At 66.3% G+C, this 14,855-nt stretch carries 20 protein-coding genes; 14 read left to right on the top strand and 6 right to left on the bottom strand.

Features of this window, described 5'->3' with window-relative positions:
- The first annotated feature begins 10 nt into the window (after window positions 1-10).
- The 9 genes from MYCSM_RS35115 (at window position 11) to MYCSM_RS35080 (ending at window position 8,168) form a co-directional block, all read left to right on the top strand.
- Window positions 11-655, top strand: a complete 645-nt coding sequence (locus MYCSM_RS35115) for a DUF1643 domain-containing protein (protein ID WP_015298303.1) — start codon at window positions 11-13, stop codon at window positions 653-655.
- Entirely contained in the window at window positions 652-1,053 is a 402-nt protein-coding gene (locus MYCSM_RS35110) for a hypothetical protein (protein WP_015298302.1), read from the top strand. Before MYCSM_RS35115 ends, MYCSM_RS35110 begins: the two co-directional genes overlap by 4 nt.
- Window positions 1,050-2,789 (top strand): SNF2-related protein, encoded by a 1,740-nt coding sequence (locus tag MYCSM_RS35105; protein WP_015298301.1) that lies wholly within the window; start codon window positions 1,050-1,052, stop codon window positions 2,787-2,789. The genes MYCSM_RS35110 and MYCSM_RS35105 overlap by 4 nt, the downstream gene beginning before the upstream one ends.
- Window positions 2,786-3,487, top strand: a complete 702-nt coding sequence (locus MYCSM_RS35100) for a hypothetical protein (RefSeq protein WP_015298300.1) — start codon at window positions 2,786-2,788, stop codon at window positions 3,485-3,487. The genes MYCSM_RS35105 and MYCSM_RS35100 overlap by 4 nt, the downstream gene beginning before the upstream one ends.
- Window positions 3,484-3,813, top strand: a complete 330-nt coding sequence (locus MYCSM_RS35095; RefSeq protein WP_015298299.1) for a helix-turn-helix domain-containing protein — start codon at window positions 3,484-3,486, stop codon at window positions 3,811-3,813. The genes MYCSM_RS35100 and MYCSM_RS35095 overlap by 4 nt, the downstream gene beginning before the upstream one ends.
- On the top strand, window positions 3,806-3,976 hold the full coding sequence (locus MYCSM_RS37980; protein WP_015298298.1) for a hypothetical protein: 171 nt from the start codon (window positions 3,806-3,808) through the stop codon (window positions 3,974-3,976). The genes MYCSM_RS35095 and MYCSM_RS37980 overlap by 8 nt, the downstream gene beginning before the upstream one ends.
- Window positions 3,977-4,466: 490 nt before the next feature.
- Window positions 4,467-5,717 (top strand): hypothetical protein, encoded by a 1,251-nt coding sequence (locus tag MYCSM_RS35090; RefSeq protein WP_015298297.1) that lies wholly within the window; start codon window positions 4,467-4,469, stop codon window positions 5,715-5,717.
- A 44-nt stretch (window positions 5,718-5,761) separates the two neighbouring features.
- Entirely contained in the window at window positions 5,762-7,111 is a 1,350-nt protein-coding gene (dnaB, locus tag MYCSM_RS35085; RefSeq protein ID WP_232425908.1) for a replicative DNA helicase, read from the top strand.
- 133 nt (window positions 7,112-7,244) lie between these two features.
- Window positions 7,245-8,168: a hypothetical protein gene (locus MYCSM_RS35080; protein WP_015298295.1), complete on the top strand. Its 924-nt coding sequence runs from the start codon at window positions 7,245-7,247 to the stop codon at window positions 8,166-8,168.
- On the opposite strand, the gene MYCSM_RS35075 is transcribed toward MYCSM_RS35080, so the two are convergent.
- The 5 genes from MYCSM_RS35075 to MYCSM_RS35060 all read right to left on the bottom strand — a co-directional run bounded on the left by MYCSM_RS35075 (window position 8,165) and on the right by MYCSM_RS35060 (window position 11,135).
- On the bottom strand, window positions 8,165-8,692 hold the full coding sequence (locus MYCSM_RS35075; RefSeq protein WP_015298294.1) for a hypothetical protein: 528 nt from the start codon (window positions 8,690-8,692) through the stop codon (window positions 8,165-8,167). The genes MYCSM_RS35080 and MYCSM_RS35075 overlap by 4 nt on opposite strands.
- 210 nt (window positions 8,693-8,902) lie before the next feature.
- A complete protein-coding gene (locus MYCSM_RS35070; RefSeq protein WP_015298293.1) occupies window positions 8,903-9,436 on the bottom strand; it encodes an Imm61 family immunity protein in 534 nt (177 codons plus the stop codon).
- Window positions 9,437-9,441: 5 nt separating this feature from the next.
- Window positions 9,442-9,615, bottom strand: a complete 174-nt coding sequence (locus MYCSM_RS37655; RefSeq protein ID WP_015298292.1) for a hypothetical protein — start codon at window positions 9,613-9,615, stop codon at window positions 9,442-9,444.
- Window positions 9,612-10,115, bottom strand: coding sequence for a hypothetical protein (locus MYCSM_RS35065; protein WP_015298291.1), 504 nt, complete (start codon window positions 10,113-10,115; stop codon window positions 9,612-9,614). The genes MYCSM_RS37655 and MYCSM_RS35065 overlap by 4 nt, the downstream gene beginning before the upstream one ends.
- Before the next feature lie 144 nt (window positions 10,116-10,259).
- On the bottom strand, window positions 10,260-11,135 hold the full coding sequence (locus MYCSM_RS35060; protein ID WP_015298290.1) for a hypothetical protein: 876 nt from the start codon (window positions 11,133-11,135) through the stop codon (window positions 10,260-10,262).
- Window positions 11,136-11,248: 113 nt separating this feature from the next.
- Between MYCSM_RS35060 and MYCSM_RS35055 the strand changes: the two genes are divergently transcribed.
- The 5 genes from MYCSM_RS35055 to MYCSM_RS35630 all read left to right on the top strand — a co-directional run bounded on the left by MYCSM_RS35055 (window position 11,249) and on the right by MYCSM_RS35630 (window position 14,202).
- Window positions 11,249-11,593: a hypothetical protein gene (locus MYCSM_RS35055; protein ID WP_015298289.1), complete on the top strand. Its 345-nt coding sequence runs from the start codon at window positions 11,249-11,251 to the stop codon at window positions 11,591-11,593.
- Between the two features lie 47 nt (window positions 11,594-11,640).
- Window positions 11,641-11,871: a hypothetical protein gene (locus tag MYCSM_RS35050; protein WP_232425900.1), complete on the top strand. Its 231-nt coding sequence runs from the start codon at window positions 11,641-11,643 to the stop codon at window positions 11,869-11,871.
- Between the two features lie 160 nt (window positions 11,872-12,031).
- On the top strand, window positions 12,032-13,000 hold the full coding sequence (locus MYCSM_RS35045) for a DUF2637 domain-containing protein (protein WP_015298287.1): 969 nt from the start codon (window positions 12,032-12,034) through the stop codon (window positions 12,998-13,000).
- A 71-nt stretch (window positions 13,001-13,071) separates the two neighbouring features.
- Window positions 13,072-13,482, top strand: coding sequence for a hypothetical protein (locus tag MYCSM_RS35040; RefSeq protein WP_015298286.1), 411 nt, complete (start codon window positions 13,072-13,074; stop codon window positions 13,480-13,482).
- An 18-nt stretch (window positions 13,483-13,500) separates the two neighbouring features.
- A complete protein-coding gene (locus MYCSM_RS35630) occupies window positions 13,501-14,202 on the top strand; it encodes a type VII secretion target (RefSeq protein WP_015298285.1) in 702 nt (233 codons plus the stop codon).
- Window positions 14,203-14,219: 17 nt separating this feature from the next.
- Here the strand turns inward: MYCSM_RS35630 and MYCSM_RS35030 are convergent, their stop codons facing one another.
- The gene (locus MYCSM_RS35030; RefSeq protein WP_015298284.1) at window positions 14,220-14,708 is read right to left on the bottom strand and encodes a helix-turn-helix domain-containing protein; all 489 of its coding nucleotides are present in this window, start codon (window positions 14,706-14,708) and stop codon (window positions 14,220-14,222) included.
- Window positions 14,709-14,855: the final 147 nt, after the last annotated feature.

Below are 14,855 nucleotides of genomic sequence, written 5' to 3'. Positions count from 1 at the left end.
GGAGTCGGCGATGACTCTGACTCTAGATCTGCACCTGCCGCGGCTTCCGCGGCGCCTGGCCCACCTGCCCCACATCGAGCGTGATGCGGAGTTCTCCGCGGATCGCACCTATCGGCACTGGCTGACGCGGCGGTGGGGGACGGGCCCGGAGCTGATGTTCGTCTCGCTGAACCCCTCGGATGCCAACGAGCACCGCGACGACGCCACCACCCGGCGAGACATGCAGTTCGCTGAGGACTTCGGTTATGACGCCGCTCTTCTGATGAATCTCTACGCCGGGGTTTCCCGCGATCCTGAGCAGCTCGCCAGGATGGCCGATCCGATCGGCCCCGAGACCGATGCGCGACTTGATCGCGCGGCGGCTGAGCACGACGTCATCGTGTTCGCTTGGGGCGCCAATGCCGATCCGGCGCGGGCCCGCGCGGTGGCCACCCGGCTGTGGCGGGTCGCGGCCGCGACCGGCGGCACGGTGGCCGTGCTGGGATGGACCGAGGACGGGCAACCGCGGCACCCGCTACGGCTGCGCCGTGACACCCCGCTGCAGTGCTTGACCGCCTCGGCGCATGACGACATGCGCGACGTCGACCCGCGGTGGGCCCGGCTGTTGAGCGACAGCACTGTGATCGAGGGCCCGAACCTGGAGACGGCGTCATGAGCGGGGCCGTCGCATCCGAGGCCACCCCGGTGGCGATCGCCGAGCGCGTCGTGGCGGTCCTGGGGGAGCGGATCTACCGGGCCAGCCGCGAGGTCGAGCTGCAAAACGGCGTCGAGCTGGTATTGCGTGAGGCTGGGTTCGGCCTCGAGCGGGAATTCCGGCTCAGCGCGCAAGAGCGCCCCGATTTCCTGGTGCAAGGCTGCGTCGCGGTCGAGTTGAAGATGCGGGCCAGCGGCTCGGCGGTGCTGTCCCAACTGGTGCGGTACGCCAATCACCGCAGAGTCAAGGCGATCGTGGTCGCCACACCGCGGCTGTCGTCGCTGTCCGGGATGCCGGCGGAGATCCTTGGGAAGCCCGTGCGCGTCGCTGCCCTACCCGGACCGGGGTTGACCCGATGACCGCGCGCGTGGTCGGCCGGTACCGGTGGCTGTCGACCGGTTTCTGGGAGGTCGAGGCGGCACCGGATGTCATGATCCGCATCAAGCGCATCTTCCCGCGCGTTTCGGCCACCACGCGGGGCACGGTGACCCTGAAGGCGACCCTGGAGGTGGCGCGCGACCTGGAGTGGCTCGTCGATCGGCACCCGATGAGTGCCAGCGTGCAGGACCGGCGACGACTGCGGGCGCTAGCCAGTGAGCATCGGCGTACCGAGGCAGCTGTGCAGCAGGTGCTGGCCGGTCGACCGCTCGATGTCGGCGGTGGGCCGGGATGGGTGACTCCGGCTGTGCCGCTGCGCGAATATCAGCGCACCGCACGAGATTTGGTGTGGGCGACTGGTGGAGTCGTGCTCGCCGACGAACTGGGCATGGGGAAGACCTTCACCGGTCTGGCCCTGTTGGAACAGCCCGAGGCCCGTCCCGCCCTGGCGGTGACGCTCACCGGGGCGATGCCGCGGCAGTGGCGCCGTCAACTCAGAGAGTTCTATCCGCAGCTGACGTCGGTGGAGGTGCGCACGGGACCCATCCATTCCCTGCAGCGCCGGGGCCGCACCGCCGACCTGATCGTCATGAACTACGCGAAGCTCGATAAGTGGCAGCACCACCTCAAAGGTGTTGTGCGCACGGTGATCTTCGACGAGGTTCAGGAGTTGCGCCGCGATGAGTCCAACCGGTACAAGGCAGCCGCGACGATCTCGGCAGCGGCCACATACCGCATCGGGCTCTCGGACACCCCGATCTACAACTACGGCGGCGAGATCTACAACGTCGTCGACGTGCTGCGCCCCGGTGCCTTGGGTAGTCGGGAAGAATTCGCCCGCGAGTGGTGCCACACCAGCAGCTTGAATTCCAAGACCCGCGTGCATGATCCGGTGGCATTGCGCTCATTTTTGACCGCACAAGGCCTGCTGCTGCGCCGCGAGCTGGAAGAGGTGGGCATCCAGGTCCCGCCGGCCATCCCCATCGAATGGTCGGTGCCCTCGGATCCCACCGTTCTCAACGAGATCTCTGGCAACGCCGCAGCGTTGGCGCGGCTGATTCTCGATCAGTCGGCCAACCCACGCGAGCGGTGGACCGCAGCAGGTCAATTCGACTGGATCATGCGCCAGCACACCGGGATCGCCAAGGCGCCGTTTGTGGCCGACGTGGTGGATCTGATGTTGCAAAGTGAGTCTCGGGTGATGCTGCTGGGCTGGCATCACGCCGTGCACGACATCTGGGCCGAGCGGCTGCGCCGACACAATCCGGCCATGTACACCGGCCGACAGACCGACACCCAGAAGGCCCGGTCCCTGGAGGATTTCATCGCCGGCCGATCACGCGTGCTGATCCTGTCCCTGCGCTCCGGCGCGGGCATCGACGGACTCCAGAAGGTGGTCTCCACCGTGGTGTTCGGCGAGATGGACTGGTCACCCGCGGTGCACCGCCAGGCCATCGGGCGTGCGCGGCGACCAGGACAGACCAAGCCGGTGCGCGCCTACTTCTGCACCACCGACCAGGGGTCGGATCCGGTGATGCTCGAAACCCTCGATCTGAAAAAGATGCAGTACGACCTGCTCATTCAGGGCGTGGATGAGGGGCAGGCCCAAGCCACACCCGAGCGGATGACCGGCGAGCGTTACGACCAAATCCGGCGGATGGCAGCGCAATACCTGCGCCAGACCAGCAACGCCGAACCGATCAGGAGGACCGCATGAGCGCGGCGTTCGACTACGACACCCACCGCTTCGCCATCGGCGGCGGCGGGGCGTCCTCGGGCACCCGCTGGCATGCCGTTGACCTCGAATCGCTGGCCCCGCGAGTGGCGCTTGCGCGCGATGAGGCGCACCTGGAGAGCCGCAAACCAGCTGGGGTGGAGTCCTTTTCGGCGTGCGGGGTGAAAGTTCAGCTGCTGCGCGCGATGGGTCCGTTCGCCTATGACAGCCCGTGGTTGACCAAACTGCGCTGCGAGCGGTGCAGCTGGGTGGTCGCGATCGACCGCGGCACCATCGAGCAGGAAATCGCGCTCTATGTCGCCGACGCGGGGGAGGACCCGCGCGGGGTGCTGCTGCGCCAGATCTTCACCGCGATCCTGGCTGACGCTCCGCCGGGACAGCCGGGGACGGCCGACCATCGCAGCGATCTGCTCGCCCACGCCGCCATCCACCGGCCGCGGCTCACGGTCTGCCAGGGCTGCATGGATCACGGCTGCCGAGCTGCGCACGGACCCGCGGCGACGTCGTGCCCGCACCGGGAGGTGCTGTGCCTGGAGTGCTCATTCACCGCTGGGCCGTGGGCGCACGAACGTGAGGGGTCGCTGAGCGGGGAGTGCACGGTGATCTCGCCATGCTCGACGTTGCTGGCCTTAGCCGCGCATTACGACGTGGCGCTGCCGGGGACGGAGGGCCGGCGATGATCGCCAACAATCCCCGTCTGGCCGCAGTGGGGTCGGAAGCCAACCAGCAGCGCGCCCGCCAAGCCGGCCGCACCCAGGCCGTGCTGGCGCGGATCGCGGTGGAGGCACTGCAGGCGCAGCGGCCCAGCGTGCACCGCGACCGGTGGATCACCGCCCTGCAGCACCGCATCAGCAACCCCGACGCCGCCTTGGCCGAACTCGGCCAGACCATGACCCCGCCGATGACCAAGCACGCCTACGCCGCCCTGCTGCGACGCGCGCTGCGCGGCGGCGGGATCACCACCGAGGACGCATCAAACAGCTCAGAGGGGAGTCGACGTGGTTAAGCGTTGGATCGGGCGAGCAGCAGCATGGGCAGGCCTGCGCGGTAGCGCGGCCCCCGACACCCCTGGAGCCCTTGACGAGCGACTGGAGCGCGAAATCGCGGCGTCACTGACCGACGAGGCCCTGGCGTGGGCCGTGGGCACCTGGCGCAAGCGCTACCTGTGACGAGTGGGACGGGTGTCTATTCCTGCGACAACGACCGTGGTGGCGCTGGCAACGCTGCTGCGGAACGTGTCGCTCCAAGATCACCGGCCAATGGCGTGGTCGGATGGACAGTAACGACTCGGTAAAGGAGGTCTAACAAGCAGATCTAACCGTCTCGCGCCAACGAGACGACTTACAAATCAATAGCGGGATCAAGAGGACACAAGCCCCCCGAGGGGGATGTGAGGAATCAAGAGAAGTTCTCTCCCGGAGCGCCAACTCCGAGCCTCGCGAGATCCGAAGCGCCAACTTCGAGTCTCAGGGTCCTGCATCTATCAGGGAGAACACCGTGGAAGGTAGTTCTCAGGGTAGCGCTTACCCTGGACACAGATCAACACATCTGACCAGGGTTTCGCAGACATACCCCGTGACCTGCGTAAACGCAGGAACTTCATGGGCGTGTCGCGAAGCCCGAAACCTCGAGAAATGCGTTTGCCAGAACCGGCAGCGCGTGGACTTTTCCGACGCCGCCACCGTGCGCGAGCGCGTCGAAGCCGACGCCGCCCGCCTGCGGCTGCGCGGCGCACGAAAGCACGCACTGACAGCCGTGCTGAAGCTGCTGTGCGGCTGGAGCAAGATCGCCGACGACCGTGTCGGCCTGCCCCAGGTCGTCGAGCTGATCGCCGCGGCCGGCGGTCGCCGCTACGACCTCAAGACGATCGGCCGCGCACTGGCCGGGCTGGCGGCCGACGAGCTGATCGTCTACCGGGCCGCACAGGGCCGCGGAGCGCGGTCATTCATCGCCATCCACGACCGCTTCGTGGGCGACGTCAAGGTGCTCGAACGGGACCGTTCCGGGCGCGTCATCGTCGACTACAAAGGCCGTCCCAAGCCCGAATCCGTCACCTTTTCCGAGCCGCTTCCTTATAAAGACCAAACTCATTACCCCCCTACCCCCCGGACCGAAACGGCGGTGGCCGGCCCCCGACCGGTTGCGGTGAATGTCTCCTCAGCCGATCTGACCGACGTGATGCGCGCACTGCCGGCACCGTTGGCGCGGCTGCCCAAGCACCTGCGCTGGATGCTCGGACGCGAGATCCGCCAACGCCTGGAGCGCGGATGGCGCCCCGAGCAGATCCTCGACGTGCTGAGCGCCCCGATGCCCGCTGACATCGAGCGGCCGTGGCGGCTGGCGCTGTGGCGGCTGCGGCACAACGTCATCGGTTCCGGACCGCGGCTGCGGCCCCTGCAGGCCGCCTGGGACGCCCGGCAGGCCGCGGCCAACCGTGCCGCCGCCGAGGACGTCAACGCACGCTGGTACGCCGAGGTCACCGCCGCGACCGACCCCGAGCTGCGCGCCGAAGTACTTCACGCCAGCGAGGTCAAGTTCGGCCGCCCGATGAGCGACCCGATCGCAGCGCTGGCGAACGCGGGCCGTCGGGTCGCGCGGCTGTTCCCCGAGATGCCCTTGACCGCGGCGTTGGCGCGCTGGGCGGGCGACATCTTGGCCGAGTGCGAGCCGAAATCCGTTGTGAATGAGCCGGTTCCGGCGGCGTCGTCGCTGAGCACCGAGCTGCTGATGGACCTGGCGATCAGCGGTGGTTGCAACTGCGTGGTGTGCGGTTATGACCGTGGCATCTACCGCCCCGAGCTGCCGCTGAAAGCCATGGCGACCGTGTGTGACCAGTGCTGGCCGCACATCGCCGCTGACCTCGCCGCCGGCGAGGCCGACGCCGAATTCGAGGAGGCGATCCCCGCATGACCGATCTCGACGAAGCACCAGCCCGTACCCGCCGGCGCCCGTCGGTGCAGCCATACACCGATCTCGACAACGGCCGTCAACCGCCGCAGGATCTGGCCGCGGAGCAGTCCGTGCTCGGCGGGATGCTGCTCAGCAAGGACGCGATCGCCGACGTCATCGAGCGCCTGCGCCCCGATGACTTCTACCGGCCCAACCACCGCCAGGTCTACGACGCCATCTTGGACCTCTTCGGGCAGGGTGAGCCGGCCGACGCCGTCACCGTCGCCGCTGAACTCGACCGGCGCGGGGTGCTGCAACGCATCGGCGGAGCGCCCTACCTGCACACTCTGATTGCTACCGTGCCGACCGCGGCCAACGCCGGCTACTACGCCGGCATCGTCGCGGAGAAGGCCCTGCTGCGCCGCCTGGTGGAGGCCGGCACCCGTGTCGTGCAGTACGGCTACGCCGGCGCCGAGGGAGCCGACGTCGCCGAGGTCGTCGACCGCGCCCAGGCTGAGATTTACGACGTCACCGAAGACCGCGGTAGCGAGGACATGGTGCCGCTGGAGGCGCTGCTGCAGCCGACCATGGACGAAATCGACGCCATCCAATCCGGCGGCGGCCAAGCGGCAGGCATTCCCACCGGGTTCGTGGAACTCGACGAGATCACCAACGGTCTTCACGGCGGGCAAATGATCATCATCGCCGGGCGTCCTGGGCACGGAAAGTCGACCTTGGCAATGGATTTCATGCGATCCTGCTCGATCAAGCACCGCCGCCCGAGCGTCATCTTCTCGCTGGAGATGAGCAAATCCGAGATCGTGATGCGACTGCTCTCGGCCGAAGCCAGCATCAAACTGGCCGACATGCGCGCCGGCCGTCTCAGCGATAACGACTGGACAAGAATGGCGCGACGGATGAGCGAGATCAGTGAAGCGCCGCTCTACATCGACGACTCCCCGAACCTGACCATGATGGAAATCCGGGCCAAGGCCCGACGGCTCAAACAGCGAACCGATCTCGGACTGATCGTCGTGGACTACCTACAGCTGATGAGTTCGGGGAAGAAATACGATTCCCGACAGCAGGAGGTGTCGGACTTCTCCCGCAGCCTCAAACTGCTGGCCAAAGAGTTGCACGTGCCGGTGGTCGCGCTCAGCCAGCTCAACCGTGGCCCCGAGCAGCGCACCGACAAACGACCCCAGGTGTCCGATCTTCGCGAGTCTGGATCGCTGGAGCAGGATAGCGACATGGTCATGCTGTTGCACCGTCCCGACGCGCACGACCGCGACGATCCGCGTGGCGGCGAGGCGGACATCATCCTGGGCAAGCACCGCAACGGCCCGACCGCCAATATCACTGTGGCACACCAACTTCACATGTCCCGGTTCGCGAACATGGCACGCGGAATCTGACGATAGTGGCGGCGGCCAGCGCGGCTAACCAGGAAGATCCGACCTGCCTCACTAGGGTGTCGTGGATGATGCCCTTCGTGCGATGCGCGTGGAAAGCCGGCGCGCCCTCTGCTCGGCCAACTACTGATGCTCGATGACTGAACAGTCACGCCAGTACGTTATCCGCGGAGACGACGCAGTCGTCGAAATGTGGTCCGGGAAGCGCGTCCAGCACGGGTCTGATGTTCGCAGCGACTGGCAAAAATCATTGAAAGAGGCGTTACGGGACGCACTCTCGAAGCTGGACACCTCACACAGCACAGTGCTTGCCGGCCACTACAGCAGCACCACCCCGGTCGCCGCGCGCATGGGCGACGCGGAAAACAGCCTCTACACCAACCTCGCTGAGACCATCCCCCGCGCGTTCACCACGCTGCGCTTCGAGCGGGGGCACAGCTCACCAAAGTCGCCGCCCACGCCCATCGAACTGCCCAGCGGTCATCTGCACTACTACCGCTACAGCGTTGGCGGTACGTGGACATCTTGGGAGCCAGACCGCACGCTGGCACGCTGGGCACGCGTACCGCGTCGGATCGCCGACGGGACCGACACCGCTCGGCCAGTGTGGTTCGCTTTACGTGAGGCCAACGCGCGCCGGCTTGTCTCGGTGGCTGGTGATTGCGCCTTGGAAGAGGATGCGAGGTTCGGCGTGCGGGTGACCGTCCACGCCGCAAAGAACAAGTCCCACATCGCGATCACGAATAGTGAGTACGGCATCGACGGAGTGATCGCAGCCTTCCACGATGATCACCTATCCGATGAACTAGTTGCCGCCATGCTCCCGAAGCTGCGGTCGGTGTCCGAGGATGAGCTTCGGCGGGCACTGGGCAGCGTCGCAGGACCGGTGTTTCCAACCGCAGCCGTCGAGGTCTCTGCGCAAGGCGCGGTCAGGATCAACCCGGCCGACGAGCGCTGCTGGGTTGGTGAGTACTCGGTGCGGCGCGATGACTCCGTGGGGAGGTATCCCGAGATCAGCGGAGAGTTGTTCACGATCCGATCAACCACGCCAGGTGTTTAGACCTGGCGGAAGTCGGTGCTTATGCCGTCAGCGGCGCCAGGTACGGGTTGGCGCCGCTCGTCGAGCAGTGAAACTATGTCCCGGCTGCCTGGTGTGAAGACGTTGACCTGGTAGGCGAACCGCAAGACGACGCCCTCGGCTACAGCGATGGCGACATTCATGAGCAAAACAACGCCTTCGCGGTCCTCGTGGAAATGGGCGGGCCGAAGCTCGATTTGCGCCCAATCCACCGCGGCGACCCGAGGATTGTCTCCGAAGCTCGTCAGGGATGCGGTCATGGCGGTTTGGACGGCCACCTCAGCTAACGGTCCGGGGTATTCCTGCACCCGGAAGGGGTCGGGCGGATTTTGGCGAGGCAGGGGCACAAGGGAATACATGTTGTGGCGGCGGACTTCGCTGCCGTGATCAACGTGAATCTTTGCGTAGCCGGTGTAGATATCGAGGACTCCGCCGTTGGCGGGGACGCGAATCATCTGCGGCTTCTCGATGTCGCGAATGGGCATGTATGTGAAGGCGGTCGCCATCTACCGAGTCTATGAGGGGCGCGAGCGTTTCGTGGTCAGTTGGGTCGCCTGGGAGGCTTCAGGGCTGAGCAGTGATCGAACCGCCGCATGTCAGGGGTTAGAGGGAGGAGTGTAATAGCCGGGTGGTGAATTGCTGTGACGCAGAACCGATATGGGAGTTTGGGCGGTTGGCATCGGTGATGCAGGCTGCATCACCGGTGTGGGTAGCGCCTAGCGTGAGGCGTATCGCCGGTCGCGGAGAAACGGGGCTCCGGCAGGGTGCAGGAATGAGCGTTTGAGCTCACCGATCGACCAGCCCAGCATGTGTGAGAGCGGCACCAACGTCACGAGGCTCACGGTGGAATCTGGTGCGGCGGCGACTGGACCCGATCCTGATCGGCTCAGTGTGCGGTAGCCGCGCACCATATCCGAGAGTTCGTATCCCGGAGCCAGATCCTGGGTGTCCCAACTTAAGTCAAGGAAGGGCAGAGCGAGGTCCTCGCGGATGTCATCGGCGAAGAGGCCGACGAGGTAGCGGTCCAGGACTGTGATGTCGGCGACGAACAGGACAGGGTGTTCGTCGTCGCCGTCGGCGGTCTGGGTTAGCTCCCAGCGGGCGGTGCCGCGGCGGCGGATGTAGTACCGGGTTGGTGCGCCGGCTTCGGAGCGCAGCTGGAGATCGCCGTCCTCTGCGATGGTGGTGACGTAGTGCGCGGTACGTGCCCAGCCCAGGACGTCGGCCCTCAGGGTGAGTGGGTCAGGCACGCCGGCTAACGCTGATCGCGGTGGCGCTCGATGTGGCGGTGGGTGCGGGATGTGGCCGAGGTATGCGCAGCGGCGGCAGAGGTGGTGTGGTCGGGTGTCGCATGCCTGCGCGGCGGGGTGTCGAGCACGTGGGCGTGAGACGGGTGGTGGGGGAGGGTGCGGTCGATGCGGACGGTCATGGGGTGCTCGCTTTCGTTGCGGCGGTAGTGGTGTGGGTTCGGGAGGGGCGCTGGCGGGTGCGGTTGGCTTCCCATTGCTGGTGGAAGGCCTGCACGGCGGGACGGCTGTAGACCCGGCCGGAGGCTGGATGTGCGACGGGCGCGGGGAAGCCCGGCAGCTCGGCGATCTTGCCGGCGCGTTGGCGGGTGACGCCGAACTCGGCGGCGATCTCGGTGATACCGATGAGGTCGAGGGTGAACGGAGCGCGGCCGCGGCCGAGGAATTCGTCGGTGGGTAGGACCTGGAGGTGGGTGGGCTTGAGCAGTCCGGTGGCGGCGGCCGCGACGCGCAGGGCGGCATCGGTGGCGTCTTGGAGGGTGCTGGCGTCGACCTCGAGTCTGATCTGTAGCCGGCCGTCGGTGTAGGCGACGTCTGCGCCGGTGAGCGTGGTGGCCAGTGCCGCGGTGTCGGCCTCGGTGAGGCCGTCCGCGGTGTAGGTCAGCTGCGTTGTCCAGGTCATAGGGGTCTTCCTGCTGGGTCGAGCGTCAACGGCGGTGGAACTGTTGACAGCCGCAACGGTACCGTCGGCGCCGGATGCTTCGGGGGAACTTGCCGGTGCTGTCGTCGTGATGGTCGTGTCTTTCCTTGTGGCGTCGAGGCGTGCTCAGGCCGGGCGGTGGCCGGTGATCTGGTGGCGGCGGATCCGCGAGGTCCATGAACGCTCGCCGAGGGTCACCTGAACGTGAATGTCGTTGTCGACGTGTGTAACTGGGAACCAGTCGCCGCCGGTTTGGATCTGGTCACCGGGACTGATGTCGTCGTAGGACTGACGGGAGGCCTCGATGTGCAGGGTTACTCGGGTGAGCACGGTTTGGGTTTGGCCTTGATAGGTGTCGTAGTCCTTCACTGTCCCTGCCACGGTGACGCGATCGCCGCGCTGTACTTGTGTGAGGGCGGCGCTGGTGCTGAAGGTTTTGAGGACCTGACCGGTGTCGAGTGTGACGATCACGAGGCGTTTGTAATCGGTTCCGTAGCCGCGGAATCCGGTGACTTCGATACTCTTCGCGAGTTCGACGGTGCCGGCTAATCCTCGCAGCCGCTGTCCCGGCTGGCCGGCGGGAGTGTTGTTGAGCCCGGCGCGGCGCTTCTGCTCGGCATGAGCCTGATCCCATGCTTCGGCCAGTTCGGCGGCGTGATGCCGGGCAGCGGCCGCCGCCCTGGTGGCGTCGTCGGCGTCGCGCTGCAATGTGGCTTTGACACTGCGGCGGATCCGGGAGCGGACGCTGGAGACCTTGACGTAGCGGTGCCCACGGCCGCGGCAATCGAAGCATCCTTTGATTCCGTCTCCGGGTCGGCCGTAGGGGTTCTGAATCACGTAACCTGATGGGGCGTGGTACATCCCGTCGCCGCCGCACTTCCCGCAGGTTTCTTTGACGAGGTCGTTGCCCTTGGCGTCGGGGTAGGGGTCGGTGTAGATGCGGGGGTCGCCACTGCTCACCGGTGCCGTGGTGATGACCGTGACGTTGGCGCTGTCTGGCATGGCTTCTCTTCCATTCCCGCGTGGGTCCTGATGGCTACTACTATACCCGCCAATGGTGACAGAGGCAACGATCCAGTGTTGACAAGCGCAACGATAGCGGAGAGGATGAGCGTATGCCGCAAAAGACTCCGAAGCTCAGCAACGATGAGATCGCCGGCCTGCTGCGCCGCGCCGACCTCGACCCTGCGGACTGGGATGTCACTGGCATCGCCGCCAGGACCAACGAGTGGATCGCGGACAATCACGCCGAACTCACCGACGCCGAGGTTGCGAGGTGGAGTGCGCAGCTGCAGGCCGAGCACTATGCCGAATTCGGGTCGTTGGCCGCGGTGGATTTCTTCGAGCAGTGCGTCATCGAGACGGGCCCCGACAGTGCTCCCTGGCAGGGCGTGCAAGCCCGCGTCGACGCCGGCGAGTTCGACACCTGGGATCCGGTGTGGACTGCTCCCAAACCGTAACCGGCACAGTCGAAACACTTGCAGAAAGGGCACCAGAGATGACCCTCATGACCCGCAAGCAGTTCGCCGTCATGAAAGCCCAGCGGTGGTATGACGCCGGCTGGTGCGCCGCGGCCGCCGCCGATGTCCTCAACCACCCTGGAAGCGACCTCGCCAAGGTGCGCCGCGCGCTTCGGGCACTGACCGAGCGAGGGATCACCGAAGCCGCAGCGCGGCGTAACTACGCCCAGGGCGTGCGCGCCAAACTCGCCGACTACCGCGCCAAGGGTCTTCTGTGACCACCGCCACCAGCGGTGATCGCCAACGATCGACCGTGTCCACCTCCGCTGTTACTGTCCGGGCCATCGTGCCCGGTTTCGCCGTTTGCTCTGCGCGGCAGATCCATTCGGGCTCTGCGCCGACGTCGCTCCACCTCCACCTGAAGGGAAGCAACTGACCATGACCGTCCTGGACGAAGCGCGCACCCACAACGGCGCCGAACTCACCGCTCCGCAGCACGCCCTGGCGCCCATGTCGCCTCCGGCGGCCGCCGAGGCGCCGGCAGCCGCCACTGCGGCCGCCGTGCCACCCGAGCCCGCCCAGGACGATCCGGCGCAGACGGTCGGCAAGGCCGGCGCAGACGCCGCCCGCCGGCATGCGCTGTGGTTCTTTTGGGCGTGGCTGCTGTTCACCACGGTTGTATCCATCGGCGGCAACGTCATTCATGCCTGGATGACCGCACCAGAGATGCACCTCAAGCTGCTCGCCGCTATCGCCGCTGCGGTGCCTCCGGCGGTCCTGCTCGGAAGTACTCACAGCGTCGCGCTGCTCATCCGGACCCGCCGGCGGGGATACCGCCGCGTCGACGCGATCGTCCTGGGTGCGGCACTCCTGCTGACCGTCGGAGTCGCCGTGTGCGCCTTCGCGATGTCGTTCTTCTCGCTGCGGGATCTGATCATCATGCTCGGCATGAGTCGCGACATCGCCTGGCTATGGCCTATCGCGGTCGACCTCTCGCTCATCTGCTCCACCCTGGCGCTGCTGTCGCTCACCCCGCCACAGACCGAGGACTCCCATGCGTCGGCCGTTCGGACGATCGTCTGGCACGGACCTGCACCGGCGTCGGCCGCCGGCACTGACGCAGCGGTGGCCGCGGCCGCGGTCAACCCCGGCCCGCAGTCACCGGCCGAACGGCGCCTGTGGTGGGAAGGGATCGCAGCCGCCGTCCGCGAGCAGCTCAGCGGAGTCCGCAAGGTCGCCGAGATGACCACCGGGCAGCTCGGCGAGGTCCTGGAGCGCATGTATGACAAGAACGAGTCGGGCCGGGTCATCTCGGACACCACTCCGCTGCACCACCGCGAGATCAAGGCCATCAAAGAAACCGCGGACGGCGTGCTCGCTCGCACCGCTGTTCCGACCCTCACCTGAACGCCATCAGCGATAGCCGTCGGTGTCCATCGCTGAAGTTACGGTGAGCCCGATCAAGAGAGGGGACCGTCATGAGCCATGTGTTCACCGTGTGGGGTCAGCTGTATGTGTACGCGATCATCTGGCTGGCTTTGGGGCTGACCATCGTGGCATCGGTGCTCGCATCGTCGAAAGCACTGGTGCGGAGCCGGAGACGGTATGTCATATCTGGTGAACCGTCCGGTTTAGGGGTTCTGATCTCCGGACCGATCTTCGGAGTGGTCTTGATAGCCCTGGCGCTGAGTTACCGGCTGCTTGACGTCGGCGTCGACGCAGGTGGGGAGACGGTGCCTACCCCCGTGCAGGTCGTCGCCAACAGCGTGACCATTCAAGCGGGGATCATCGTCACGGCGTTGGTCTGGTTTGCGGCCCTTGCATTGATTGTTAAGTCAATACGTAAGCGGCGCAACGATACTGCCGCCGATCTGCCAGGGCGTGCTTAACTGCCACGGGGTGGGGGAATGGACCAGCGGCTCAACGTCAACCCTGCGGATCTGCTGCGCGCCGCCGACGCCTATGGCGACCTCGCGGCGCGCGCATTGCTGATCTCGCCGCAGGCCGCGGCCGAGGTGCAGCGAATCGGCGCCACTCACGGCCCCATGGGCTATCCGATCGCGGTCGGTATCGCCGCCGGCCTGGCGGCCAGAGAGGGCCAGCTGCAGTCGAAAGCCGCCGACTTCGCCACCTACGATCAACGACTCCGGGATCACGCCGCGGCGTACATCGACGAGGACCAGCTGGCCGCGCAACGCATGCGGGCCATCAAGTGGGCCAACGACTTCCCGGAGATCCACGTCGGACCCAAACCTCCACCACCGGAGCAACCGCAGGCCTCGGTCTGCTACATCGGCACCGAGAACGGCGATGTCGCCAAGCTGTGTCCCCCGGACACCGACACGGTGAGCTACGTCGATAAGGACGGCAATTACGTGTTCAAGGACCTGCACTCCGGCGAAGTGACCGTTCAGATGAAACCGGGTCCCGTGGACGGCAATCCGCAGACGTGCTGGCTGCCCAGCGCCGATGCTAGCCGCGCGATCTGCGGGCCCGACACCACGTCGTGGATGTACCCGCGCGACGGCTTTCTCATCACCGAAGAACAAATCCCAGACGCGAAGCCGCGCATCATCTTTCAGACGCCGCCAGGACCGCTCAACCCATGACTGCCTGCCGGGATGGCTCAGCAGGGTGTGCCCGCGGGACGCTCACGTGCCCGCCGGTAGGCCTGCCGGTAGGTGTGCGCGCTGATCCCGAGCAGCCCAGCCAGGATGGCGGCGCTGCCTTCCGAGAGCGGATACTCACCGCGCTCGATGCGCTGCACCATGGCCGTGGACATCCCGGCTGCCGCCGCGAGTTGGGGCTGAGTCAATCCCTGCATCACGCGCCAGTCGCCGGGGAAGCGATCGGCGGCGTCGATGCTCACGACCGCCTCGATGGGTGCGCCGATGACCGCCATGACGGTGGCCAACACGTCGACCTGCGGGGTGCGGCGCCCGGCCTCCCAGTGGTGGATGGTGCTCAGCGACGCCCCCGACAAGCGGGCGAGATCGCTGACGCTCATCCCGGCCTGTCGGCGCAACGTCGAGAACGCCGCAGCGTCGAAGCCGCGCAGAACCCGGCGCGTCACGTGCGGTCTGTCCCGATAGCGGTCATCACCGGACAGAGTCATGGTCAAGCCACCGTAATGCGTAAGAAGAGTGTCATTGTGTCGTGTTATAACGTAGGAACATAAGCTAGATTTATCCCAGCGGGACGTGCCGGGGGGCACTTCTTCCAGCGGTTTCGCGATCTCAGACCTGTTGAATTACTTCCTGCC

The sequence above is a fragment of the Mycobacterium sp. JS623 genome, assembly GCF_000328565.1.
Taxonomy (GTDB): domain Bacteria; phylum Actinomycetota; class Actinomycetes; order Mycobacteriales; family Mycobacteriaceae; genus Mycobacterium.
Note: the sequence above shows the minus strand (reverse complement) of the source record. Positions and strands in the feature narration are given on the sequence as shown.

Coding starts and splice junctions, on each gene's coding strand:
- MYCSM_RS35115 (WP_015298303.1), top strand. CDS start 11: ATGACTCTGACTCTAGATCTGCACCTGCCGCGGCTTCCGCGGCGCCTG.
- MYCSM_RS35110 (WP_015298302.1), top strand. CDS start 652: ATGAGCGGGGCCGTCGCATCCGAGGCCACCCCGGTGGCGATCGCCGAG.
- MYCSM_RS35105 (WP_015298301.1), top strand. CDS start 1,050: ATGACCGCGCGCGTGGTCGGCCGGTACCGGTGGCTGTCGACCGGTTTC.
- MYCSM_RS35100 (WP_015298300.1), top strand. CDS start 2,786: ATGAGCGCGGCGTTCGACTACGACACCCACCGCTTCGCCATCGGCGGC.
- MYCSM_RS35095 (WP_015298299.1), top strand. CDS start 3,484: ATGATCGCCAACAATCCCCGTCTGGCCGCAGTGGGGTCGGAAGCCAAC.
- MYCSM_RS35080 (WP_015298295.1), top strand. CDS start 7,245: ATGACTGAACAGTCACGCCAGTACGTTATCCGCGGAGACGACGCAGTC.
- MYCSM_RS35075 (WP_015298294.1), bottom strand. CDS start 8,692: ATGGCGACCGCCTTCACATACATGCCCATTCGCGACATCGAGAAGCCG.
- MYCSM_RS37655 (WP_015298292.1), bottom strand. CDS start 9,615: ATGACCGTCCGCATCGACCGCACCCTCCCCCACCACCCGTCTCACGCC.
- MYCSM_RS35065 (WP_015298291.1), bottom strand. CDS start 10,115: ATGACCTGGACAACGCAGCTGACCTACACCGCGGACGGCCTCACCGAG.
- MYCSM_RS35060 (WP_015298290.1), bottom strand. CDS start 11,135: ATGCCAGACAGCGCCAACGTCACGGTCATCACCACGGCACCGGTGAGC.
- MYCSM_RS35055 (WP_015298289.1), top strand. CDS start 11,249: ATGCCGCAAAAGACTCCGAAGCTCAGCAACGATGAGATCGCCGGCCTG.
- MYCSM_RS35050 (WP_232425900.1), top strand. CDS start 11,641: ATGACCCGCAAGCAGTTCGCCGTCATGAAAGCCCAGCGGTGGTATGAC.
- MYCSM_RS35045 (WP_015298287.1), top strand. CDS start 12,032: ATGACCGTCCTGGACGAAGCGCGCACCCACAACGGCGCCGAACTCACC.
- MYCSM_RS35040 (WP_015298286.1), top strand. CDS start 13,072: ATGAGCCATGTGTTCACCGTGTGGGGTCAGCTGTATGTGTACGCGATC.
- MYCSM_RS35630 (WP_015298285.1), top strand. CDS start 13,501: ATGGACCAGCGGCTCAACGTCAACCCTGCGGATCTGCTGCGCGCCGCC.
- MYCSM_RS35030 (WP_015298284.1), bottom strand. CDS start 14,708: ATGACTCTGTCCGGTGATGACCGCTATCGGGACAGACCGCACGTGACG.